At 47.4% G+C, this 24199-nt stretch carries 22 protein-coding genes; 7 read left to right on the top strand and 15 right to left on the bottom strand.

Annotated elements, in window-relative coordinates; all coding sequences use genetic code 11:
- Positions 1-70: 70 nt before the first annotated feature.
- A complete protein-coding gene (locus IL_RS00555) occupies positions 71-2266 on the top strand; it encodes a TonB-dependent receptor (RefSeq protein ID WP_011233372.1) in 2196 nt (731 codons plus the stop codon).
- A gap of 84 nt (positions 2267-2350) precedes the next feature.
- Here the strand turns inward: IL_RS00555 and katG are convergent, their stop codons facing one another.
- Positions 2351-4528, bottom strand: coding sequence for a catalase/peroxidase HPI (gene katG / locus IL_RS00550; protein WP_011233371.1), 2178 nt, complete (start codon positions 4526-4528; stop codon positions 2351-2353).
- Between the two features lie 240 nt (positions 4529-4768).
- Positions 4769-5050: a hypothetical protein gene (locus IL_RS00545; protein WP_011233370.1), complete on the bottom strand. Its 282-nt coding sequence runs from the start codon at positions 5048-5050 to the stop codon at positions 4769-4771.
- A gap of 67 nt (positions 5051-5117) precedes the next feature.
- Between IL_RS00545 and IL_RS00540 the strand changes: the two genes are divergently transcribed.
- Both IL_RS00540 and IL_RS00535 read left to right on the top strand, forming a co-directional pair.
- Entirely contained in the window at positions 5118-5765 is a 648-nt protein-coding gene (locus IL_RS00540) for a class I SAM-dependent methyltransferase (protein WP_011233369.1), read from the top strand.
- A gap of 41 nt (positions 5766-5806) precedes the next feature.
- Positions 5807-6313 carry a macro domain-containing protein gene (locus IL_RS00535; RefSeq protein WP_231378607.1) on the top strand — a complete coding sequence of 169 codons (507 nt, stop codon included), beginning with the start codon at positions 5807-5809 and terminating at the stop codon, positions 6311-6313.
- Between the two features lie 11 nt (positions 6314-6324).
- Here the strand turns inward: IL_RS00535 and IL_RS00530 are convergent, their stop codons facing one another.
- The 4 genes from IL_RS00530 to IL_RS00515 form a co-directional block, all read right to left on the bottom strand.
- On the bottom strand, positions 6325-6882 hold the full coding sequence (locus IL_RS00530; protein ID WP_011233367.1) for a nicotinamidase: 558 nt from the start codon (positions 6880-6882) through the stop codon (positions 6325-6327).
- 25 nt (positions 6883-6907) lie between these two features.
- Entirely contained in the window at positions 6908-8254 is a 1347-nt protein-coding gene (locus IL_RS00525; protein ID WP_011233366.1) for a nicotinate phosphoribosyltransferase, read from the bottom strand.
- Between the two features lie 155 nt (positions 8255-8409).
- Positions 8410-10218: a phytase gene (locus tag IL_RS00520; RefSeq protein ID WP_016341248.1), complete on the bottom strand. Its 1809-nt coding sequence runs from the start codon at positions 10216-10218 to the stop codon at positions 8410-8412.
- Positions 10219-10247: 29 nt separating this feature from the next.
- Complete coding sequence (locus tag IL_RS00515) at positions 10248-12788, bottom strand: TonB-dependent receptor (RefSeq protein WP_231378606.1); 2541 nt, start codon at positions 12786-12788, stop codon at positions 10248-10250.
- Between the two features lie 202 nt (positions 12789-12990).
- Between IL_RS00515 and IL_RS00510 the strand changes: the two genes are divergently transcribed.
- The 3 genes from IL_RS00510 to IL_RS00500 are packed head-to-tail and all read left to right on the top strand — an operon-like array spanning position 12991 to position 14924.
- Positions 12991-13896: a GGDEF domain-containing protein gene (locus IL_RS00510; protein WP_011233363.1), complete on the top strand. Its 906-nt coding sequence runs from the start codon at positions 12991-12993 to the stop codon at positions 13894-13896.
- On the top strand, positions 13877-14275 hold the full coding sequence (locus IL_RS00505) for an AraC family transcriptional regulator ligand-binding domain-containing protein (RefSeq protein WP_011233362.1): 399 nt from the start codon (positions 13877-13879) through the stop codon (positions 14273-14275). Before IL_RS00510 ends, IL_RS00505 begins: the two co-directional genes overlap by 20 nt.
- A 16-nt stretch (positions 14276-14291) precedes the next feature.
- Positions 14292-14924, top strand: a complete 633-nt coding sequence (locus tag IL_RS00500; protein ID WP_016341247.1) for a helix-turn-helix transcriptional regulator — start codon at positions 14292-14294, stop codon at positions 14922-14924.
- Here IL_RS00500 and IL_RS00495 read toward each other — a convergent pair.
- The 9 genes from IL_RS00495 to IL_RS00455 form a co-directional block, all read right to left on the bottom strand.
- A complete protein-coding gene (locus IL_RS00495) occupies positions 14919-15428 on the bottom strand; it encodes a cytochrome b (RefSeq protein ID WP_011233360.1) in 510 nt (169 codons plus the stop codon). The genes IL_RS00500 and IL_RS00495 overlap by 6 nt on opposite strands.
- Positions 15429-15521: 93 nt before the next feature.
- Positions 15522-16865, bottom strand: a complete 1344-nt coding sequence (locus IL_RS00490) for a histidine kinase dimerization/phospho-acceptor domain-containing protein (RefSeq protein WP_231378605.1) — start codon at positions 16863-16865, stop codon at positions 15522-15524.
- Complete coding sequence (locus IL_RS00485) at positions 16856-17518, bottom strand: response regulator (protein WP_011233358.1); 663 nt, start codon at positions 17516-17518, stop codon at positions 16856-16858. Before IL_RS00485 ends, IL_RS00490 begins: the two co-directional genes overlap by 10 nt.
- An 8-nt stretch (positions 17519-17526) precedes the next feature.
- Entirely contained in the window at positions 17527-18180 is a 654-nt protein-coding gene (locus tag IL_RS00480; protein WP_011233357.1) for a tetratricopeptide repeat protein, read from the bottom strand.
- The gene (locus IL_RS00475; protein WP_011233356.1) at positions 18177-18974 is read right to left on the bottom strand and encodes an SDR family oxidoreductase; all 798 of its coding nucleotides are present in this window, start codon (positions 18972-18974) and stop codon (positions 18177-18179) included. The genes IL_RS00480 and IL_RS00475 overlap by 4 nt, the downstream gene beginning before the upstream one ends.
- The gene (locus IL_RS00470) at positions 18971-19648 is read right to left on the bottom strand and encodes a TenA family transcriptional regulator (RefSeq protein WP_011233355.1); all 678 of its coding nucleotides are present in this window, start codon (positions 19646-19648) and stop codon (positions 18971-18973) included. Before IL_RS00470 ends, IL_RS00475 begins: the two co-directional genes overlap by 4 nt.
- A 9-nt stretch (positions 19649-19657) precedes the next feature.
- Positions 19658-21007 (bottom strand): AMP-binding protein, encoded by a 1350-nt coding sequence (locus IL_RS00465; protein ID WP_011233354.1) that lies wholly within the window; start codon positions 21005-21007, stop codon positions 19658-19660.
- Entirely contained in the window at positions 20998-21600 is a 603-nt protein-coding gene (locus tag IL_RS00460; RefSeq protein ID WP_011233353.1) for a thermostable hemolysin, read from the bottom strand. Before IL_RS00460 ends, IL_RS00465 begins: the two co-directional genes overlap by 10 nt.
- 144 nt (positions 21601-21744) lie before the next feature.
- Positions 21745-22104 carry a diacylglycerol kinase gene (locus IL_RS00455; protein WP_011233352.1) on the bottom strand — a complete coding sequence of 120 codons (360 nt, stop codon included), beginning with the start codon at positions 22102-22104 and terminating at the stop codon, positions 21745-21747.
- A gap of 81 nt (positions 22105-22185) precedes the next feature.
- Here IL_RS00455 and IL_RS00450 point away from each other — a divergent pair, with 81 nt between their 5' ends.
- Positions 22186-24198, top strand: a complete 2013-nt coding sequence (locus tag IL_RS00450; protein WP_231378604.1) for an LTA synthase family protein — start codon at positions 22186-22188, stop codon at positions 24196-24198.
- Position 24199 lies beyond the last annotated feature (1 nt).

Raw genomic sequence — 24199 nt, 5'->3', positions numbered from 1 at the left:
AACAGGTTTATGTGCATTCATTTTTGTTGGAGCTGCTTTTACCCCTCCCCTTGTTTCAGCAGAAGACGCTATGGATCAATCGCAAAAGGACGGCCTGGAAATTATTAAAGTTCAGGGTGAAAAACGCGAGCGTTCACTGTCAGAAACAACCAGTAGTGTCGCCGTAACAACGGCACAAAAAATTGATCAGGAAAACTTACTCGACCTCAGTGACATTATTACCCGCACCGCAAACGTTTCGGAGACTTACGGCGGCTCTGGTTTTACTATTCGCGGTATTAGTGACGAAGGTAGCTCAGCTAACCCGTTAGCGACAGTTTATGTTGATGGTGTTGCCATACCCAGCCAGGTGAATGATGCTGGCCCAACCGACTTATGGGATATCGCTCAAGTGGAGATTCTGCGCGGCTCGCAGTCGACGGTTCAGGGTGAAAACTCCTTAGCTGGCGCGATTATTATCAGTACTCAGGATCCGACCATGGACTGGACCTGGAAAACCCGGGCTATTTGGTCAGACCCAAATGACAGGCGCCTGGCGTTTGCCGGTGGCGGTCCAATCATAGATGACGAACTCGCCTTCCGGGTTGCTGTCGAAAAACGGGATTTTGACGGCTATACAAAAAACATAACACGCAACGAGATGGAAGACTCCGTCGACTCTTTAGTGACTCGCCTTAAAGTGCTCTGGAATCCAGCCGGGCTAAGAGACTTCACTGCTAAATTAAACTTTATGCGTGACGACCGCGAAGACCCTTACCGATTTTCTTATACCCGCTACGATGTAGAGAATTATTATGACAACCGGGTAGCCACTTCCGATCACGAAAATGTGACCGATATTACAACGGACATTGTGTCATTAGATTTAAGTTACGAGCTAAGTGAACATTGGTCGCTGGCGTCTGTCACCTCTCAGTCAGATTCCGACTCCCTGCGCTTGTATGATATTGATTTAACAGAAAAAGACGAACGCTACGGCGAGATGAACCACGATTATAAAAACCAGTCACAAGAAATACGGCTGAGTTTTGATTACCCTGACTTTCATGGTTTGTTCGGCGGCTACTGGTCTAACCGTGAGAAAGACGCAATGGATAACCAATTGGCTGGCGTTGCGACTCCGGTAACCACTATTGTCGACGTACTACAAAATATGGGGCTGGATGAAACCACTGCCACTCAATTTGCCAACAGCTACTCTCAGGAGTTACCTCTAATTCCTGTTGATTATGAAAGTGATGTCTATGATCGCTCGACCAACCGTGCCATATTTGCTGACGTTGAATACGCTTTAGCGGAGAATATCGCTTTAATTGCCGGCTTTCGTTACGACACGGAACGTTATACCTACGAGTCACTCACCGAAACAGCCTTTGCCGGAACCTTACCCGACCCAACAAATTACGGCGAGCCCGGCACCGCCCCTCATAGCATTATCAGCGGCATCAATCAGGAAGTACTGAACCTGGTTGATCGCGCAGGTAACAGCATTCCCGAAAGTACCCGCGACTTTAATGCCTTTTTGCCGAAGCTGGCGGTGCGCTGGGACTACGATAACAACGATTCGCTGGCTTTAACGGTACAGCGTGCTTACCGCTCCGGTGGCAGCTCCTACAATATTGCCCGTGCAGAAGTTTTTGCTTATGACCCTGAATTCACCACAAACTACGAACTGGCGTGGCGCAGTCATCTGTTAGATAACAGTCTATTTGTCAGCAGCAACCTTTATTACATTGACTGGGAAGATAAACAGGTTAGCGCTAATTTTGGCCTAAACAGTTTTGATAGCCACACAGTGAATGCCGGCAAAGCCCATTTATATGGCATGGAGCTGGAAGCACGTCAATACGTTAATAGCTACATGGATTGGTACGGCTCGTATTCTTATTCCAGAACCCAGTATGACCAGTTTGAGGCTATTGCCGGGGCTCAGGTCCGAAACTTTTCAGGAACAGAATTTATCTATGCCCCCAAACATACGGCCGCTTTAGGCGTAAATTTATACCCTGCCCGAGACTGGACGGTGAACGTTAATGCGAATTACCGCGACTCAGTATTGATGTCCACTCGCGAGACAGATAGTAGAGTGTCATCACGAACCTTATTTAACGCAAAAATCAGCTATGATAAATTCGACTGGTCGGCCTATATTTTCGCCAACAATATTTTCGATAAAGGATACATTGAATACGCACGAACTGACGTTCCACTAGCGATATTCGGCGCACCAAGGGTAATTGGTGTTGGTTTTGAGGCAGAGTTTTAAGCATTTAAAAGCTTAAACGGTTCAAAGAAAAAGGGCGCTCGATATCAAGCGCCCTTTGTAATTGCCCACTAACCTGATGTCAGACTATAAATCAAACCGATCTGCGTTCATCACTTTCGTCCAGGCCTTCACAAAGTCTTTAACAAACTTCTCCTGATTGTCGTCCTGAGCGTACAGCTCTGAATACGAGCGCAGTATAGAGTTTGAACCGAAGACTAAGTCAATGCGGCTTGCTGTCCACTTCAGTTCGTCAGTTTTGCGGTCACGAACTTCGTAGTGGTCATCCGCTTTCTTCCAGACATTGTTCATGTCGGTCAGGTTAACGAAAAAGTCGTTGGTTAACGTACCGACACGGTCAGTGAATACACCGTGCTCAGACTCACCGTAGTTAGCGCCTAAAGCGCGCATACCACCGACAAGAACTGTCATTTCTGGCGCCGTTAATCCCATCAAATGGGTGCGATCCAGCATCAGCTCTTCCGCCGGTACCGCGTAATCTTTTTTCAGATAGTTACGGTAACCGTCATGCAATGGCTCTAAAGGCTCGAAGCTTTCTACATCGGTCTGTTCGTCTGTCGCATCACCACGGCCCGGCGCAAATGGAACCGTTACGTTATAACCGGCATCTTTTGCGGCTTTTTCAACGGCAGCCGTACCACCTAAAACAATCAGGTCCGCTAAACTCACTTTCTTGTCCAGCGTAGACTGCAGGTCTTCCAGTACACGAAGGACTTTGTGCAGTTTTTCCGGCTCGTTACCGTGCCAGTCTTTTTGCGGCGCTAAACGAATACGAGCACCATTGGCGCCGCCACGGAAATCTGAGCAACGGAAGTTACGTGCGCTGTCCCATGCGGTAGAAATCAGTTCGTAAGACGTTAACTCTGTGTTTAATAACTTCTCTTTTAAATCAGCAATTTCTTGTTCGCTTAAGGAGTAGTCCACTTTCGGAATAGGATCCTGCCAAATCAGGTCTTCTTCCGGCACATCGGCACCTAAGTAGCGGTCTTTGGGACCTAAATCGCGGTGCGTCAGTTTAAACCAGGCACGGGCGAATACGTCAGCAAAGTACTCTGGGTCTTTGTAGAACTTCTCCGCAATTTTGCGATAGTCCGGATCCATTTTCATCGCCATATCAGCGTCAGTCATAATTGGGTTATGACGAATGGACGGATCTTCCACATCGACCGGTTTATCTTCCTCTTTAATGTCGATAGGCTCCCACTGCCACGCACCGGCCGGGCTTTTCTTCAGCTCCCACTCGTAATTAAACAGCAGGTAGAAGTAACCGTTATCCCATTGGGTCGGGTTGGTCGTCCAGGCACCTTCAATACCACTGCTCATGGTGTCGCGACCCACGCCTTTGCCGCCACTGTTGCGCCAGCCCATGCCCTGCTCTTCAACATCTGCCGCTTCAGGTTCTGGGCCTAAGTTTTCTTCTTTGCCATTACCGTGACACTTACCCACAGTATGACCGCCCGCAGTTAACGCACAGGTTTCTTCATCGTTCATTGCCATGCGCTTAAAGGTTTCGCGTACGTCCTTTGCGGTACGAAGTGGGTCGGGGTTACCGTCAACGCCTTCCGGGTTCACGTAAATTAAGCCCATTTGTACTGCAGCCAGTGGGTTCTCCAGTGAATCGCGCTCTTCATCTGAACTGTAGCGGTTTTTAGTTTCCGCCAGCCATTCCTTCTCGCTGCCCCAGTAAGTGTCTTCTTCAGGGTGCCAGATATCCTCACGGCCGCCGGCAAAACCAAAGGTTTTAAGACCCATGGATTCATAAGCCATATTACCAGCCAGAATGAATAGATCGGCCCAAGACAATTTGTTGCCGTACTTTTTCTTAATTGGCCACAATAAGCGACGTGCTTTGTCTAAGCTTACGTTATCCGGCCAGCTGTTTAACGGCGCGAAGCGTTGGTTACCGGTGCCACCGCCACCGCGACCATCGGCTAAACGATAAGAACCGGCCGAGTGCCAGGCCATACGAATCATTAGACCGCCATAGTGACCCCAGTCTGCCGGCCACCACTCCTGGCTGTCGGTCATAAAGTTTTTCAGATCTTGCTTTAACTCTTCTAAATTAATTTTTTTAAATTCTTCTGCATAGTTAAAATCTTCATCCAGCGGATTCGCTTTGGTGTCGTGCTGACGCAGAATTTCCAACTTCAGCGAGTTTGGCCACCAATGGGTGTTCGTCTTTTTCTCAGAGGTCATGCTGCCGTGCATGATAGGGCATTTACCGCCACCACTTGATTTAGTCATTTAGCCTTCCTTATTTTCTGTGCTCAATTTGAATATTTGTTATGTAAGTTATAGCAACGCCCGGCTACTTACTCAAAGGCAAGATTTCGTTTGCTTTGATAGGTTTTATAGATACAGGAGAAATAGAGGGAAAGATCGGAATGCCGGTTACTTTAAGGCAAGTGTTTAATAATTTGGAATGAACATTGATACAAGCCGCTGCATTTGAGGTTTCAGACGCAGCAGCTTTCTTCTGGCTTTTTACACACAGGTATCTTCTATTATCTCTTTTTGCTTTTCCATTTCTTTGATGTTCTCTTCCGACTCTGCAATAAGGAGCTCCATCTTCGCCGACGCGCACTTGTCAGCGAGTTCCTTATTCATGATATAGCTTTGATCTTTCTGATATTGCTCCATACCTTCAGCACCGCTGTATTTCTCTCTATTTTCAGGGCTGACATCTTTTTCGTAAGGTTCAGGCTTAGTCGCACCGCACGCTGATAGCAACAAAACCGATGCAATAAAAAATATATGTTTATACAATGTCCATTCTCCTTTTCCATGTGCTCAAAAACTAGCTTACTCTAAATCTGTCAGGTAGCATACCCCCATGCAATGTACTCTATGTTCCTCAATATCCCAGCCTTTTTGTGCAGATAAAAAGCGTCAGTATTTTCGCTGCACAGAGTGCGACCTTATTTTCGCAGACCCCGACACTCTGCTGTCTCAAACCGAAGAGAAGCTCATTTACGACTATCATGAAAATGGTCCAAACGATATTGGCTACTGTGAGTTTTTAAACCACCTGACAACCCCCTTACTAGATAAACTGTCTCCGGGTATGAAAGGTCTTGATTTTGGTTCCGGTCCCGGTCCAACATTGAACCTGATGCTTGAAGAACAGGGGATGAAGATGTCTGTTTATGACATCTATTACGCGCCGGATACCGGCCAGTTGAGTCGTCAGTATGACTTTGTCACCTGCACCGAAGTAGCAGAACACTTTCGGGAGCCCGATAAAAGCTGGGCGCAGTTAATTGGCCTGGTCAAACCCGGCGGCTGGCTGGGAGTAATGACCTGCATGTTCACAAAAGAAACGGCTGACGACTTTAACCTGTGGAGCTACAAAGGGGATCCCACCCATATCAGCTTTTACACACCAAAAACCATACAGTGGATAGCCCGGCATTTCCGGTTAGAACTTGAAATAGTCAATGATCGTGTCATTTTGTTTAGGAAAAACAAAGTCGCTCTTTGAATCTAATGTACTACCTTATAAAAAGGACGGCACGGAGGACGATGATGAAATACGAATGTGTACACGGTGATATTAACCAACAAACTGAAATAGAAGCCATTGTTAACGCTGCGAACGCCAAACTGCAAACGGGTGGTGGTGTCGCCGGAGCTATTCACCGAGCAGCTGGCCCTGAACTTGAGAAAGCTACACGCTCGCTAGCGCCGATTAAACCCGGTGAAGCCGTAATAACTGAGGCGTTCGATCTGCCCAATAAGTACGTTATTCATTGCTTAGGTCCGGTATACGGCTCGGATGAACCCAGCGATAAGTTGCTGGCAGACTGCTATAAAAATGCTCTGGATTTAACCGAAAAGCACAAAGTCGAGTCTATTGCTTTTCCGGCCATATCAACCGGCGCTTTTGGTTACCCTTTCGAGGAAGCAACAGATTTAGCAATAAAAACCGTAAAAGCGCATGTTGAAAAGCTCAGCCACCTCAAAATGATACGCTTTGTTTTATTCAGTGACAGTGACTTCGCCTATTATCAACAAGCGCTTAATAATTGATTCCTGGATGATTATTTAAAGATAACACCTGCCTCTCTGAGCTCTTCTCTGGCTTTCTCAGCGTCAGCTCTATCGATAAAGCGGGTGCCCTCTTCCACTAAAAAAGTTTCATAGTCATTTTTTGTGGCGTCTAGTGCCGTGGCTTTTACACACACTTCCAGCGCCAGGCCGACAACCCATACGCGTTTGATATTAAGGTGCACAAGTTCCGAAACCAACCCCGTTTTATCGAACGCAGAATATTGATCAATATCGAAACGAGCCCCTTTAGAGACTAAACGGGCGTTCTCGGGCAAAATAAGATCAGGATGAAACTCAGCGCCCTTGGTATCCTGTACACAATGCTCGGGCCATGGCCCGCCGCGCTCGTCAAAACTCACATGATGTCGCGGATGCCAGTCTCTTGAAACAAAGACCGGAATGCCAGCCTCCTGAGCCTGTGCGCTCAGTGCATTAATAACGGGCACAACCTCGTCACCTTCATCCAGCGCCAGCTTGCCGCCCGGACAAAAATCGTTTTGTACATCCACAATGATAAGTGCATCGTTTTGTTCAAAAGTCGCTTTCATGAATACCCTCCGCTGAAAACCTGGGCTAACCCTCTTGTTTAAGGTGTTCGGTTATTTCTTTCTGGTAGCTCGCTAGTTTATCGCTTATCTCGATCGGATAAGACTTCTCCTTGCTGCTTATCGAGGAGACGTACTCGGGTAATTTATTTAACTGTTGCTGCGCGTACTGTCGAATTTCTTCAATGTCGCGCTGGTGAGAAGGCAACCTTTTGCCGCTTTGCATCACTTTTTTCAGCAATGGTTCGCCGGGTAACTGCTCTTCTGCACGAGCAATAGTGTCGCGACGGAAGTTGTCTCCAGACTCGCGAAAAACTTGCTTTTCGCCCGGCAAAACAGGCTTGCCACTGGAAAGCTTCAAACGCCCCTTGCCCGCGTATTCAACCAGTTTGTAGGCCATATCAAGTGCCGCTGCATCGTCGGAGACCCCCATGCCGGTGCCGACACCAAAACCATCGATAGGTGCTCTATCAGCTATTAACTGCGCAATTTTATGTTCGTCCAGACCGCCGCTGGCAATAATCTCTAAATGGTGAAGGTTATGTTCGTCCAGCAGCTTTCTGGCTTTAACAGCAAGATCACCTAAATCACCGGAGTCAAGCCGAATGCCTTTTACTTTAAAGTCATCGCCCAGCTCATTGGCCAACTGAATGACTTTTTCTACACCTTTTAAGGTATCGATGGTGTCTACCAGTAGGACGGTTTCCGGAAAAACCTGGGTAAAATTCTTTAACGCCTGATATTCCGAATCGTGAGCCTGAATATAGCTGTGCGCCATAGTGCCAGCTACAGGTAAACCGTAAGTTCGCGCAGCCAGCATATTTGAAGTGGCAGCAATACCGCTTAAATACAGTGCCCGGCTGCCTTTTTTGCCCGCATCAATGCCATGCACCCTGCGTGCACCAAAATCCAGAACCGGCCGCTTTTCTGCCGCATGGGCAACTCGCGCCCCCTTTGAGGCCAATAAGGTTTGCAGGTGTATCTGATTCATCACCAGAGTTTCAATAAGCTGTGCCTGTGGCAGCGGCGCTTTAATCTCGACAATGGGTTCATTTTCAAAGAATACCGTACCTTCAGGAAGCGCTCTGACCTGCCCGGTAAACTCAAAATCACGAAGATAATCGATAAGCTGTTGAGAGAAGTTTTGCTCTTTTAGGTAGCGCAAATCGTCATCGCTGAACGACAGGTTTTCAATGGTTTCAAGCAAGGGATCTAACCCCGCAGCCAACAGAAATTTCCGCTCATTCGGAAGCCGCCGGACGAACAACGTAAAAACGGCGTCGTCTTGCATGCCTTCCTGCAAATACGCATCGAGCATTGTGAGCTGATACAAATCTGTGAACAGTCCAAGATCTTGTCGCTCAGTACCTGTCATAGCTTTCCTCTATTTGGTGTCTTTGCACTAAGTCTAGACAATGCACTCGCTTTTATGTAGCCAGAAAGCTGCAACTTCAGGCCGTAAGAACAAAAGCCGCCCGGCAGCGTTAACTACCGGACGGCTTTGTCAGTAAGTGTGTAAGAAGTAACTACTTACTTAATGGTTTTAAGAATATTCTCTAACGGCACCAGTTTAAGGTTCTGACCCGCTTCCGGCATGCGGTTACGTCCGTCCTGAACCATAAACGCGCCTTGCTCAAACCCTTTACCCAGAGACCGAGTTGTTACGTCAATGCCATCGGTTTCTGATGCGCCATCAATAGCTAACTCGGTATTGGTGCGAATACGAAAATGCGAAAGCAACGACCAGGGCGCCTGCCCTTCAAACACAATGTAACTGTCGTTGCCCTGACTGGACACAAACAATAAGTCTCTGCCATTGACCCGGGCGAAAGTCACGCCTTCAATGTCGTCAACCAGCTCTTCATGTTGGTCAACATTAATAATGGCTTCACCGGAGGTTGAACCATCCGCTGCAGCATCAAATAACCATACTGCAACGTCCTCTTCACCAACGAATAAACGTTGCGTTTTATCATCGACAACACAACCTTCAGGCTGAGAAGGAACGCTTAACTCTCTAACTTTTTCCATCTTGCCGTCGTTGCTTATAACAAACTGCTGAATAACGCCGGATTTGCCGTTTACATAAACGGAGGTCTGTTCTGTCGACTCATTGTAGCCCATGCAAAGACCGTAAATTTCGTCAATATCGGTAAGCGCATTGGTACCAACCGAAAGCTCTCCGTCTGCGCTAATATCAAACAATTGCAGGCTGTTGTTGTCACGCAAAGAAGCGACTGCCCAGGAGCCCCGAACATCGACATTATTCAGGCGGCCCACTGGGAATTCCTGAACAATGTTACCGGACATGTCATAAACATAGAGACCCGTGCGCTTGTCCGTAGCCATAATGCGGCTTTTCTCAGGGGCTTCCGGATGTACCCAAACAGCAGGATCATCAATTGCATCTCCGCGTAACGGTGAGGGTTCAGTCTGCAGTGTTGCCTCAACCTGAGACACCGGCTTTTTAACCGAACGCTGTTTTGACTCCAGAGTATCAATTGTCAGCTTGCTCGTTGCGGTCATGTCTTCTTCTGTCAGCAATAGCTCGCCATTTCCTAAATCAGACACATCGGTTAAAGCTTCAGCGTCGTCAATTGCAAAGGCTTTATCAAACTTAAAACCCTGCTCATTCTGACGATACACCAGCAACCGCGGCGGTTCTTCTTCAAGCACCAGCAAACTGCCGTCATCAAGCAGCTCCAGCGCTTTCACTTCGCCTTCAATAACACCAAAAGGTTTGGCTGCCGCAATTAAGTCGCGCCCCTGATCAACTTCCGGCTCTGCGTTATACGCCCACACAGCCTGATCCGCTTCGGCAACATACAGCTTTTGTTCCGCATTCGATACAACACAAGCCGTGCTGTCAAAAGGTACGTTCATATTACGGATAACCAGCGGCTCTTTTAGCCACTTTTCGTCCTGCTTTAACAATCGCTGTTCTGCACCGCCACGGCCGCCAAGCAGGAATACAGACAGCTGCTGGTTTTCGTAGCTCTCGTAAAAGCAGATATCCTCTACCACGCGGCTGGTAATTTCGCCCTTCCACACCGGCTGTATAGCTTTGCCGCTGGCACGCCAGAGAACAAGCTCCTGAGTGTTGCCTTCCATTGCGCCAATCAGGGTTTCACCATTACTTAACGGCAGAGTTCGCAGGTGGAAAAAATCGCCTTCGGCAACGCGTTTATCACCCAGACTGAGTCCGTCAGCAGTGACTTTCAGGTAGTCATTATTCAGTGCGACTTTATGACGAACATTGGTCTCTGTCGCTGACGTACCGCAAGCGGCAAGTAGCATCAAACTTGATGCTACCGCGCTTAAAATCATTTTATTTCTCATGGTTATCCTTTAAATACCGTTATTCCGTGTTACCAGTTAATTAGCTGCACACCCAGAGTGAAGCTGCGGCCATAGCTTTCGTACTGCGCGTTGTATCGCTTCTGGCCGGTGTAAACATAGTAGGGTTCATCGGTAATGTTGTTGGCCGCAAAGCTCAGGCTGACATGGTCGTTAATGAGCCATTTCGCGGAAAAGTCCAGAGTCAGATTGTCGTCTTCATAAATGTCATAACGGCTGTCTTCAACGTCACCAAGCTCAGCCAGATACTTTGACTTATAGTTCGCTGCCAAACGTAAGCTGACATCATAAACTTCGTAGCCAAGCGCAAAGTTTGCTGTGGTATCAGACTGGCTCGGCAGCGTAATGTCGCGTGACACAAGCTGACCATCGTCAATCCAGTCAACCGTTGCTTCCGAGTCAGTGAAAGTCAGGTTGGTATTGATTAAGAAGTTATCCAGCCAGTTATTAAAACCAGACACCTGATGCACAAAGTTGACTTCTAAACCGTAGACGTAAGCGTCATCACCGTTGATATAAGTGACGGCTTCATCGAAGTTTTCGTAACCCGGGCGACCGGCAACATCGGCTTCATAGACAAAGTTTTTAATGTCTTTGTAAAAGGCCATGGCGGAAATAACACCCAAGGTTTCATCGTAATGCTCAATACCAAAATCGAGGTTCTGCGTGGTTAATGGTTCAAGATCCGGGTTACCGAATTCAGCTTTCAGGTCGCCATCGTCATTTTCCAGGTAATAGCTGGATCTAACCTGTTCAAAGTTAGGTCTGACAAGGCCGGTGCTGTATGCCGCACGAATAATAGTGTCATTACTTAAGTCGTAGCGCGTCACCACACTAGGAAGCCAGTTTGCATCGCTGAATTTATCCGAAACTGGTGTAAAGGTTTCCAGTTCGTCGTCATAACGGTTACCGCGTCCTTCGCGCTCCTCATGTTCATACCGCGCGCCAGCAATAACCTGCCACTTACCGAAGCCCATGTCGGCCATCAGGTAACCGGCACTGATGTCTTCATCAATTTCGTAAGAGGCGATTCTCGATTCAACTTCATCCCGGAAGTTTTGTAACTCGAAGGTATTAATCATGTCCCAAAGTTTGCCGGCGGAAGCGCCGGGGCCAAATCTGTCCAGGCCATACTCAACATTTGACGACGTTTCGTAGTCAGCAAGCGTTAATCCGGTAACACCCAAGTCAGCAAAGTCTTTCATAATAAAGATGTTTTCTTCTGCGGAATTTTCGCGTTGGCTTAACTTAACACCGCCTTTAAAAGTAACCTGATAGCTGGGTTGTAACCAGTCATAAGCCACATCCAGCTTAACGTTCTTTTCAGTCTCTTCGGTGTAGGCGTCACTCACTTCCACTTCATCAATTTCATATTCTGACGCCTGATATGCAGTATCTGGCGCGTTCAGTTGCAAGCGTTTCAGACCTGAGTAGCCCAGGCCTTCGTCAAATTCCTGCGTAAACTTGGCTCCACCAATAGCAAAAGGCTGATCTTCGCTGGCTTTACTGGTACCTGCCTCCAAAGTGACATGCCAGTCATCAAATTTCTGCTTAGTGCCCAGCACAATCGCTGTAATTTCCTGGGTTTCTTTACGGTCTTTAAGCTCACGAACAATTTCGCCGCCAGCACTAGCTTCTGCGCCAATTGGATCAGAAAATTCAGTCACAATACCCTGACGAATTTCGGTATCCGCAAACTCACTGTACAGCGAGCGCAGGTAGAATTCAGAATCATCGGAAGGACGATAGTCCAGGTTTAAGGCTAAGCCGGTTCGCTCACGGGTAACCGAATAGGCGCGTTGCTCAAACTCTTCCAGGCCCGGTTCATCCAAGTCCCAGTTTCCGCCGGTTTCAACGTTGTCGGTAGTAAATGAGCGATCCTGATAACTACCGGCAAAGGCGATACCAAAACTGTCCGCTTTATCGCCGACATCAAAGGTGTTGCTGACAACACCCGAAACTTTTGGGTTCGTTTCGCTGGCCTGCTCGTTATAACCAACATCAGCAGTAAAAGAGTAGAACGAGCCCTCACGGTCAAAGGCCGTCATGCTTTGCAGTTCAATATTACCGCCAAGGCTGCCTGCTGAGATATCCGGCGTCAGGGTTTTATTAACCACAACCGATTCCAGCAAATCCGCCGGAATAACATCTAGCGCCACGGCTCGGCGTCCGGCTTCAGGAGCGGCCAGCGAGGTGCCATTGTATGAAACCGAGTTTAAATCGGGGGCTAAACCACGAATGCGAATAAAGCGTCCTTCACCCTGGTCGCGTTCTACAGATAGACCAGGAATGCGCTGCAACGCATCACTAACGCTGTCGTCCTGCAGCTTACCCATGTCATCTTTCTTCAGAACATTGATAATACCGCTGGACTCTCGCTGCTCTTGCACTGCACGTTTTATTGAGTCGCTGTAGCCAATAGTAAGCACTTCTTCAATGCGCTTTTCTTCGGCTGTTTTATCTGCGCTCTGGTCCTGCGTTTCCTGAGCCATAAGTGGGGATGTAGCACCACATGAAACGGCAATAAGCCAAGCTAAATATGTCTTTTTCATAATCATTCAAACCCTGTCGTTTTTTGATTGATGCGACATACCTTAAAAGCAAAAAGTGACAATATGAGGATGCATATCGCCCGCTTATGAGCTCTTTTGATGCGGGTCAGTTAAGCTCAGAAAGCGAAACCGGCGTCACCAAACTGTCACAACCGGAGGTTAAAGTGTCTTTGTTCTAATGCCGAGATATGCGGAGACTTCAATGCAATTGATTAATTTACGCTATATCAGCAACTGGCGAGTTCTGCTCATTGCCGTAGTGGTTCTGCTTTGTTTGCTGCTTAGCAGTCAACTGGGTGTCGTTAAACCCTATGAAATCGTTGATCCGCTGGACATTCTTGGTGAGGGCTCGACCCTGTTCCTGACCATTTTAATTGTCATATTTATGGTTACTGACCGGCCTCGGGGTAATGTAACCAACCTCTTTTACAGCGGTGGTCTATTACTTATTTTTTCCATGACGCTGGACGTACTAGATGAATTTTTTCGCTATCCCGATGCCCTGCGGTTATTAAGCTGGCTGGAGTCCTTTCCGCTTCCGGTGGGGCTTATTATCATTAGTTTTGCCGCAGCTGAATGGCGGCGTGAAAACAAAATGCTGTCGCGACAACTTATGGTACGCGAAAAGAACCTTCGGTCTCACCAGTGGGTCGACCCTTTAACCTCGCTATACACCACCCCTTATTTTATCAAGCTGGTTGAACGGGAAATAGCGTTACAAAACAGTACTGATGCAGAGTCGACTGTATTGGTTAGCGTTAATTTCAAAAACTTCGCCCAGTATAATCATGAAATGGGTACAAAAGCCGGAGACGAACTCCTGCATCAGGCCAGCGAGTTAATGGTGTTACTGCTAAGGCCTCAGGACTGTCTGTGTCGGGAACACAGTGACCATTTCTTAATACTGCTTCCGCAAACTCGCTTGTCTCAGGCGGACAGGTTAATGAAGGTTATAGCTCAGAACCTAAACTCCGAACTTGAGTTACCCAATTACATGAGTGTGGAAGTGCATACTCACCGCGTTGAAGAACTCTCGGCTGTTGATGCAATCACCGCATTACACACGCAAGTTGAGGAGATGACTCACTATGCGCCTCTGGCCAACTAACGACCAACGCCGTTTGCTTGGTAAACCCTTTATACGAGCGCTGCTGCCGCTTGCCGAGAGGCGCGGCATTTCCTCTTCGGAGCTTTTCAGGGGCACCTCATTATCTGAACAAAAACTGCAGATAAACAACTTTCGGCTCACCGATCATGAAATGCTGTTGTTACTGGCGTCTGCTGAAGAAAAAATTAACGACCCGCACTTATGGCAATTGGTTGTAGAAACACTGTTCAGTGACAGACTTAACCCACTGATTGACCTGACCGTTCACGCAAAAACACTAAAGCAGGCGCTTATTCATTTGTCGCGCTTTCAAAGCCTGCTACAGCCCTTTTTATTTACCCCTACCCAACGACTTACAACTGGACTTTATTCCGGTTGAGGGGCTGTCAGGGAAAATGAATCAACTCTGCTATTCTGCCAATTGCAAAATTGGTGTAGCAATACTTTTAATGCTGGGCAGAGCTCGAGGCTTAGCTATTAACCAGTGGCATGTTGCTCTGCCTGATGATATTTCGCCCTTACCCACCTGGAAAAAATGGGTAAAAAAGGTGAGTTCACGCCCTATTTGTGGACTCTCTATTCCGGCGGAACAGCTTCAGGAACATTCGCCTGAGCGCAACTTAGCCCAATATCATCAGGCACTTAGCTTTTGTCAGATGCAGCATCAGACACAGGCGCGAGCTTCTGTCATGCTAAGCGTTTTTAAGTGGCTGGATTATCAGCTCGAAACGGGCCATGACGCCTCGCTAACCGAGTTGGCGGCTGAAATTGGCATTAGCCTTTCCTCGTGCAAACGTCTGCTGGCCAGTCATGGCTACAGCTTTCAGCAAATATATGACCTGGTGCGTCTACACAAACTGCTGAACCTGCTGCAAAAACACCCCTACAGCAATGTCGAGCTTGCGCAGAAGCTGGGGTACAGTAACCCCAACAACTTTCGACGCGCCTGCAAACGCTGGCTGGGTATTGTCCCGGAAGAGCTGCGCCAGCAGCAATCTGCGCTATTTATTTCCAATTCAGCTTTATGATCGGGCTGCTCCCTCATCTGACAAGTAGGTAACAACAGCACCCGCAATATGCACAACAAGCAAAACCGGCAGTACGTAAAGGCCGGTAATTTTATGCACTTCTTCCGCCGGTTCGTGAACAATACTGAGAGCAGTGAGATCAAGATTAACGGTAAACCAGTCAAACACCGCCAGTCCTTCATTTTCGGTAAACAAATACAAGGGACCGGTAATAATCAATAGTGTCAGCCCGAGTAGAATCAAATAGTGAACAACTCGGGCAAATTCGTGGCGCCTATCTTGTTTTTTGTGCGCAGGGAAACCCATTTTTAAACGGTAGATTGTGCGCCAGAGCAAAAACCAGAAGGCAAAAAATCCAACGCCAATATGGGCGGCTTCGGCGTATGAGCCAGAGGCTCTGTCATTTGCAAAAAACATCATATAACCCAGAGTCAGCATGACAACCACAAAGATCACGCTGAACCAGTGGTTTATTCGCGACAAACCCGAATATCGAATATCCATAACAACTCCAAAAGGTGTTTAATGACTTGAGTATAGGCACACTACCTTAAGGAAATATTAAGCTTATGCGCTCAACGCCGGGAATACAGCCGCTTATTGATCCGTATCAAAAGTTACAATAAAACAGAACTCATCATCGATATGTCGAAAGTTAATCTGAACGCCGAGTTGCTCGGCCAAATTCCTCACAATACTCAGACCCAGTCCGGAGCCCTCAACATCTAGCTGTTTTCCGCGATAAAACCGCTCGGTAATTCGGTCAATATCAATAACATGGTCTGCAGCGACGCGGTTACAAACAAATATCTGGTTTTCGGTGACTTCGATTCCGATATGAGAGCCCGGAACCGCATACTTAATTGCGTTATCCAGTGCGTTAGCAAACAAAAGATAGAGGTAACTTTCATCACTTGTTTGCTGAAACACAGTAGGAAGTTGTGCATGGTAGCTCAGCCCCTTCGATTCCGCAGCGACGTACTGGTCGGCAAGTACCTGCCTGAGAACACTGGCAACATTCACTTGCTTTAGCTGTTCAGGTGGCAGCTCAGCTTTAGACAACTGCAATAAGCTTTCAACCAATTTAACCAACCGTTCGGTACTGTCTAGCAGAGGCTGAAGCTCATTCTGCTGCTCTGAGGTAGCGCTCCCAAGTCGACTCTGAATCTGAGCCTTCAAACTGGCCAAAGGAGTTCTAAGCTCATGAGCTGCATCTGCGGAAAAACGCTTCTCACGTAAAAACGTTTGCTCTATACGATTTATGTAGTGATTTAAAGAACGTTTTACTAATGCAACTTCCTCTCTGTCGTTATCTTCAACAAAGTTGGTGTAGTCGTCAGCACGTTTACGCCTTAACTCACCAGCCAAGCGATTAAAGCTGGAGAAGTTCCGGTTGATGGTCCACCATCCCAACCAAAGCATAAAAGGTAAAATCAGTAATATCGGAATAACTGTATCGACGGTTAAATCCATTCTAAGTTCAGAACGAAAGCCGTCTTCCTGCAACATTAGTATTCGCTGTCCAGTTGCGTTCTCTAAGCCAAATGCATGCCAAAGTTCGTCTTTCACTCTCTTAACTGAAAAACCCGGGATAAACTCAAAAGCACTGGCATCCGGGGCGCCTTCAGTTTGCATAAGAAGCAGCTCTTCAGTGTTTTCTATCCTATAAGACAGCTTATCTTCATAGTTGTGCGCACCGATTGATTCAATGATCACCCCGGCTTCAGGCAAGCGCTCGGAATTCACGGACATAAATGCAGATAAGGTTTTTGCCTGCTGCAGCATTTCCGCATCAAAGAGTTCATCAACCTCATGGCTCACTTCAAAGTAAATCCATACTGCTGACAAGGTTGAACTGACAAGGTACAAAAGAGATACAGCGACAAGAATACGCCTACGAATAGAGTTTAGCTTGTGCCTTACACGCTTAACTAATTGCATTGCAGTCGGTAACCAATACCGCGAATAGTCTGAATCCACTCTTTATGGCCCAGCTTTTTACGTAAATTATGCACATGAACCTCCAGCGCGTTACTCTCTACCTGAGCTTCATTCTGAAACACAACCTGCTCGAGCTTGTCACGGCTGTGCACACGTTCCGGTGCGGACATTAATGCTTTCAGTAGCTCAAATTCGCGTCGGGAGAGGTTAACAGCCAGCCCTTCAACAACAACGCTATGGTTAGCGTCGTCCAAAACAATATCACCCACTTTTAACTCCGGGGAAGCATAGCCGCGCTGGCGACGAACCAGCGCGCGCAGACGGGCAGCCAGTTCGTTCATATCGAACGGTTTGATCATATAGTCGTCAGCGCCGTTATCCAGCTGCTTTACAATTTCACTGGATTGATCTCGCGCTGTCAGAACCAATACAGGCAACGTCATACCCTTTTTTCTGAGGCTGGCCAAAACGCGGGTTCCGTCTAAATCCGGCAACCCCAAATCCAGAACAACAGCATCGTAGTGAGTTCGGTTTAACTCGCTAATAGCCGCCGCTCCCGTGCGTACCCGCTGAACCAGGAACTGACGCTCGGACAAGCCGAGTTCCACAGCCTGTCCTAACATCGCATCATCTTCAACCAGTAACAACTCCATGCGGCCAATTACCTCTTCAGCTCGTGATGAATCTTTTTCAGTAACGCCTGAACCTCTTTGCGTCGCTCCGCATCAGCTAATGGTCTTTGTTCCCGCACTTCAGCGCTCAGCGCGTGCTCTGCGTATTTTCTTGCATCTGAGTACTTGCCCTGTTCATACAGATAGTCGGCGTAAAAGTAGTTAGGGTCAATACCGTTGGGGTTTATTTCCAATGCGCGTTGCAATAATTCACTGGCTTTGTCGTCGTCACCAAAACCAAACGGCCAGCCGGGAACTTTGTAATATAGCGTACCGAGACTTGCATAAGCAGAACCCTGCAAAGCTTGAGGGTCAAGCTGCAATGCTCTTTGCAGAGATTTTCTCGCGTCTTTTGCCAAACCCAGCGCACTCAATCCACCTTCAGCACCTGCCTGAGTACTTTTAATAATACCCAGCCAAATATGCGCTTCGGCGTTATCGGGCTCTTGCTCAACCCATTTTTCAGCTTGCGCCGACAGTTCTTCAAACGCTTTTAGCTGCTCGTCGCCCTCGATCTTATAATTCACTTCAGCCCAGCGTTGCTGAACGCTCAGCAACTGGCTGACTTCTTCTGCAGCAACCGGCGACAGGTAAAGCGTTACAGCTAACGCCATTGAGGTAACTAATACAGTTATTGGTTTCATAGCGATTTTTCCTTGATCAATTGGTGTAATAAAATTCGTGGCTTTTTCATACTGCGGTTAACCAGTTCCGGTAACAGCCCGTTAAGCCGGGCAAATAACTTTTCCGGCCAGCCCAGGGTTTTCAGTGGTTGTTGTTGCTCAATTTGATGAACGATTTGTTGCGCAACCCATTCCGGCGCATCAGCCGAGGTTTTCAACTGCTGGTTTAAACGACTGATAACGCCGTTATTGAGTTGCGTCTGTATTGCTCTGGGGGCGCAGTAAAGCACTCGTACGTCCTCTGGTTGCAACTCTCGCTGCAGCGCCTCACTAAACCCTCGTAGGCCAAACTTGCTGGCGCAATAAAGTGCCTGCCCCGGAAAACCAATGGCGCCAAATACAGAGCCAATATTCATGACCCAGCCATGATTTGCTCTTAGTCGAGGCAGTAGCCTATGAATAAGAGCCACGGGCACGGTTAGGTTGGTGTCGATAACACGCTGAATGTCCTCAGAGGTTGCGTCTTCAAGCAGTCCTTCATGTGTGGTTGCTGCATTATTGATAAGACCGGTAATGCGCAGGTTTTTCTGCTCAATAAACTGGTGCAAATGGCTTATTGCATCGGACGCACAGAGATCCAACACAAAACAGTCCTGCTGCAAATGCGCGGCAAGTGCAGTTAGCTCGGGCTCTGAGCGTCCTAATAATAAAAGTTTTGCTCCTTTAGCACTAAGCAGCTCGGCAAGTTGAATACCTAGCCCTCCGCATGCGCCCGTCAGTACTATGCTTTGTGATTTCCAGTTTATTTTGCTCATACACTCGCTTCCGGTTGTTCACCCGCAAGCTCCGGCAAAGCTCTGAACATATCACCATACAAGCGATAAACGTGTTTAGCGGTTTGAATAATGGCGCGCTGCGCGTCGGCGTCTTCAACTCGGTTCATCAGTTGCTCAAAAAACTGAACGTGATCCTGATCCAGGTCTCCGTGGGACAGCAAATAACTAAAAGCTGACTCCGGCAAGCCAAGTGTGCTCTGGATTTTATGTGCGGCGGCCGTTGCCAGCTTCACGCTGGTTCCTTCCAGTACGTGTGCCATGCCAAAGAACGCCGTAGGATGCACATTGTCTATCGCGTTATAAACCAAAGACACCATGGCCTGTGTCGGTGTATGTGGCTCTGAGTTCTGCACCATATCCACATCGCCGCCAGCGGCATCGAGGTCGTTGAGTATCCAGCGCTCATGACCATATTCTTCGCCAATGTATTCAATAACCGCTTTGCGTAACCACTCATCGTTTAGCGACAGGCGGCTGCCACAGCGCATCAGCAATGGAACCGTATGCTTTACATGATGGTAAGCCTGACTTAAAAAAGCCTGATAACGAGGCAATGAAATATCGCCCTGCAATGCCTGTTGAATAGGTCTTGCGCTCAGCAAATACTGCTGTTCTGTCTGGGTCTGCTCACATAAAGTGTTAAAAAAGGACATAAAATACCTCTATAGCGTTAATAGCTCGGAATAGTCGTTAGCAATTTGCTGACGACGAAGACGTCCGGTTCCGGTCAACTGTTGGTTGGCCTGAGAAAAAGGTTCAGTGATAAGAAAATACCGCTCGATTTGCGCGTAGTCAGGAAGCTGCTGATTAACCGCTTTAACACGAGCGGCAACAGAGTCGATGTTTTCAGGAGAATATAGCAGCGCGGTAATGGGTAACTCTTCCGAGCCCCAAATGGCCGCTTGTCGGATGTTGGGCTGCAGGCTCAACAGGGCTTCTGGCCACTCAGGGTCAACATTGCGCCCAAACGCCGTAATAATAATATTCTTAATACGCCCGCCAATGCGCAGGTTGCCCTCAGCATCCCATGAGCCAAGGTCGCCAGTTCTTATCCTTTTCGGATACCAGGAGTCTGGCTCACCCAGGTAACCCAGCATGCAGTTGCCGGAGACCACAACTTCGCCCTCATCAATAGTCACCTGTGCATGAGGTAGCGGTTTGCCAACCGAAGCGACAACCGGACGGTCGGGTGAGTTCAATGCGACAACAGAACAAAACTCTGACAATCCATAGCCGTGAACCAGCGGCAGGCCTAATGCCAATGCTTTTGACTCCAACGGCAGGGGTAATTTTGCGCCTCCTATCGCTAACAACTTGAACTGCTGACTATCTAACAAACCTTGCTCAACACCCGATACAATAGCCGCCAACAGTGCAGGCGTTAGAATTAGGCTATCCGGTTGGTAGAGCCGTAGCGCAGCAAAAAAAGACTCTGCACAGAGTGATGATGATCCTTTCAGCCCCAGAGTTTCTGAACCAACCAGAACCACTTCATTACCTAGCCAAAGCGATAGATACACCCCGGCAATATTTTCCAGCAATACAGCAAGCGGCATCAGTACCATATGCCGCTTAACCTTCACCGCTCCCAGACGCTCCGCCAGTGCTTTCACTGTTTCCATCTGAGACGCGGCAGCAAGACAAACTCCTTTAGGTTCACCGGTTGTTCCTGAAGTATAGGTGATTTTAGCTGTCATCGACGGCAATTGCGGCGACGACAAGGTTTGCTGAACCAAATGCTGCTTCTGCTGTTCAGTAAAAAATGGTGGTACCGGGACACTGACTTTGCCCGCCCACAGCAGCGCCAGGTCATCTATAACCCAATCAATGGAGTTGGGTTTGTCGATAAGAACAACAGGGTCTGGCTGTTGCAGGTAATAGTCGCGTCGGGCGGCCACCCGACTAAGTAACGTGTGGTAAGTAATAGCCGTTTGCTCGTCACTTACAGAGAGCTGATTTGGATTACTTTTTGCGTGCGCTTGCAGTTGGTCAAAAAACTCAGTTACAGGCATGACGCAGCCCCTACTGTCGACCTGAAAACAGACGCAGGGCGTTGCTTAGTGAATAACGCATGCCCCTGGCTCAGCCAACCACCCAGCACAAGCGGTGTGTGCTCATAGTAATTGCCCCATATATCGCGGACAGACTCGGGCAAAGCGTTTTTCTTAGCTTCGGCTAGAAGGGTTAATTCTATGCCTTGTCTCGCGAAATACTTTTGCAGAGCCCGGGTTGCAGTGAAGACAACAGCGGTTATTCCTCTCGACAAGAGAGAATCGATAACCGCCTGAAACAGCAAAGGTAAATAAGGCGGTGCCAGAGCGGCCATTGAACCGACTTCAGCTATATTTTCAAGCGCTGGCATCGGCTTGTTGCCAACAGAGTATTGTTGCAATGGCTTATCGAGATAGAACTCTGAAAACAACGGCTTTTGTTCGGCAAACTGAATACCACATGCCGCAACCAGAGTGTCGTTTTCGTACAGGGCTAGCAGCACCTCGGGCAGTTGACTAAGGCAGGCATTAAAATTGAGCCAGTAGCGTTCACAGATAAAAGCCTCAACCGACGACCGGTTAGCCTGTGTTGTTGTAACCCATTGGTAGCGCATGACGATTACTCCTTTTCCAGCGGACATCGCTGACAGAATCATTCATGCTGCTACTGTATGAGCGTTTACTTAAGAGAACCTTAAGGGCTATTAAGGAATAGTGGAGCGTTAGTTTGTAGAAAGTTCCTGAACATACCCAATAAATCAAAAAAACAGAATGCTAACCCAGACCACGAGCATAAACAGTAGGGCAAAAAATACCGCTGCAGAGGCTAAGTCTTTCGACCTTCCACTAAGCTCGTGGAACTCTGCCCCAACACGGTCAACAACGGCTTCTACCGCCGAATTAAGAAGCTCAGTAATGAGCAGAATAAAAAGACTTGCAAGCAATAGCAGCCGCTCAGCCAACGATGCTTCAACGTAAAAAGCGACAGGTACCAAAATCAAACACATTAGTGCTTCCTGTCGAAAGGCCGCCTCGTACTGCCACGCACTTTTCAGGCCTCGCAGCGAATTGAAAGTTGCGTACCAAATTCGTTCTAAGCCTTTCTTTCCCGGTTTCATTCTATCGCCCTCTTAGCCATCAACATCTTTAAATAACTTATTAAATGTTTCTTAAGGCTTACTTAAGAATGCGCTGCTAGTTTGCCTTTTATTAAGCAGCAACAAAGAACTAGTACAATATTTATGATCAAACCAATTTTACCAATTGCAGAATTATTGCGGCCAATATTTCTTTTCTTTGTTTCTGCGCTCGCTCTGCTTAGTGGATTCCGCTTTCTTCACTTCTCTCTGTACAGCAACCGTGTCAGCGAAGCTATAGGGTTAGGAGAGTTTTTCATTCTGGGCTTACGAGCCGATCTTATGCAAGTAAGCTATTTTATTATCATCCCATTTCTTGCGTTCCCACTTTTTATTCCTTTTATGAACCGATATCGAGTCCAGAGTCTCTGGTATCGTGCTGCTTTACTGTGGTTTACATTATGCTTCATCATTTTATGGTTCATGGAGATTTCAACACCGGCTTTTTTGGCTCAGTACGACACTAGACCCAACCGCTTATTCTTTGAATACCTAGAGTATCCCGCCGAAGTATTTTCCACACTATGGAACGGATTCAAAACTTGGTTAATGATAGGTGCGGCTTCTACTTTACTAACCATATACATTTTAAAGCGCATAGCCCGTATTATTGCTCAACGATTTCAACCAGAACCAATGCGCCGTCGGTATTTGTTGGGTGTTTACCCTCTTCTTCTAGTGATGGTAGTACTCGGCATCCGTTCAACACTAGCGCATCGCCCGGCTAACCCAGCATTTTTCGCGGTTACCTCTGATGCCATGGTCAATTCATTGATTCTGAATTCCACTTATACCTTAGAGTATGCACTTTACAATTTAAAACACGAATCAAAAGCAAATCTTATATACGGTGATATGAAAACCGATGAAGTTTTAACAACAGTTAAGCAGAACACTCACCTTAAAGAATATGAGTTTCCTTACAAAGATTACCCCACAGTACACTTTCAGCCTGCGACACGGAAAAGAGAAAAACCTCTTAATATTGTCATTATTTTAGAAGAAAGCCTGGGTGCGACATTTGTCGAATCACTTGGTGGCGTACCGGTAACACCTAATCTGGAGCGACTGAAATCAGATGGCTGGTGGTTTGAGCGGCTTTACGCAACAGGAACCCGTTCAGTACGCGGTATAGAGGCTGTTGTTTCAGGTTTTTTACCGACTAGAGCACGAAGCACCGTGAAACTTTCAAACTCACAGCGTCAGTTTTTTACACTTGCCGATGTTTTATCCCGGCAGGGTTATTTCACCGAGTTTATCTACGGCGGCCAGGCTCACTTTGACAATATGGCCAACTTTTTTGTCGGTAATGGCTTTCAATCGATTATCGATCAAGATGATTACAAAACACCGAATTTTACTGGGAGCTGGGGTGTTAGCGATGAAGATTTATTTAATAAACTACATCAGCGATTAGTAGTCAACACAGCTAAACACCCCACCTTCACCCTGGCTTTTAGCTCCTCTAATCACGAACCGTTTAAGTTCCCCGATAACACTATAAAGCTTCATGAGGAGCCTAAAAATACCGTGAATAATGCGGTTAAATATGCGGATTACGCACTCGGAGAGTTCTTTAGAAAAGCCAGACAAAGTAACTACTGGGATAACACCTTATTTTTGGTCGTGGCCGATCATGATACCCGGGTTTACGGTGACGACTTAATCCCTGTCAATAAATTCCACATACCAGGACTGATTTTAGGTGCAGATCTTGAACCCCGAACCATTAAGTCGACAGCAAGCCAAATTGATTTAGCTCCCACATTACTCTCTTTAGCAGGTGTTTCCGCCTATTTGCCAACAGTAGGGCAGGATTTAAGCCGCACAGATAAAGCTCCCGGAAACCGGGCAATGATGCAGTTTGGCGACAACTACGGATGGTTGGAAGGTGAGACTTTAACCGTTCTTAGGGTAAATAAGCCAACTGAGCATTATCGCTATATCCCGGAAGTCGATAAGCAAGAGCCGATAGAGGATCCGCTAAGCCCCGAGCAGTTAAAAAAAATAAGAGCATTCGCTATGTTGCCGTCTATTTTGTATCAATCGCGAGAATATTATGTTCCTAAAGATTAGA

This window comes from Idiomarina loihiensis L2TR, from assembly GCF_000008465.1.
Lineage (GTDB): Bacteria > Pseudomonadota > Gammaproteobacteria > Enterobacterales > Alteromonadaceae > Idiomarina > Idiomarina loihiensis.
This window is presented reverse-complemented; position numbering and strand designations above follow the sequence as displayed.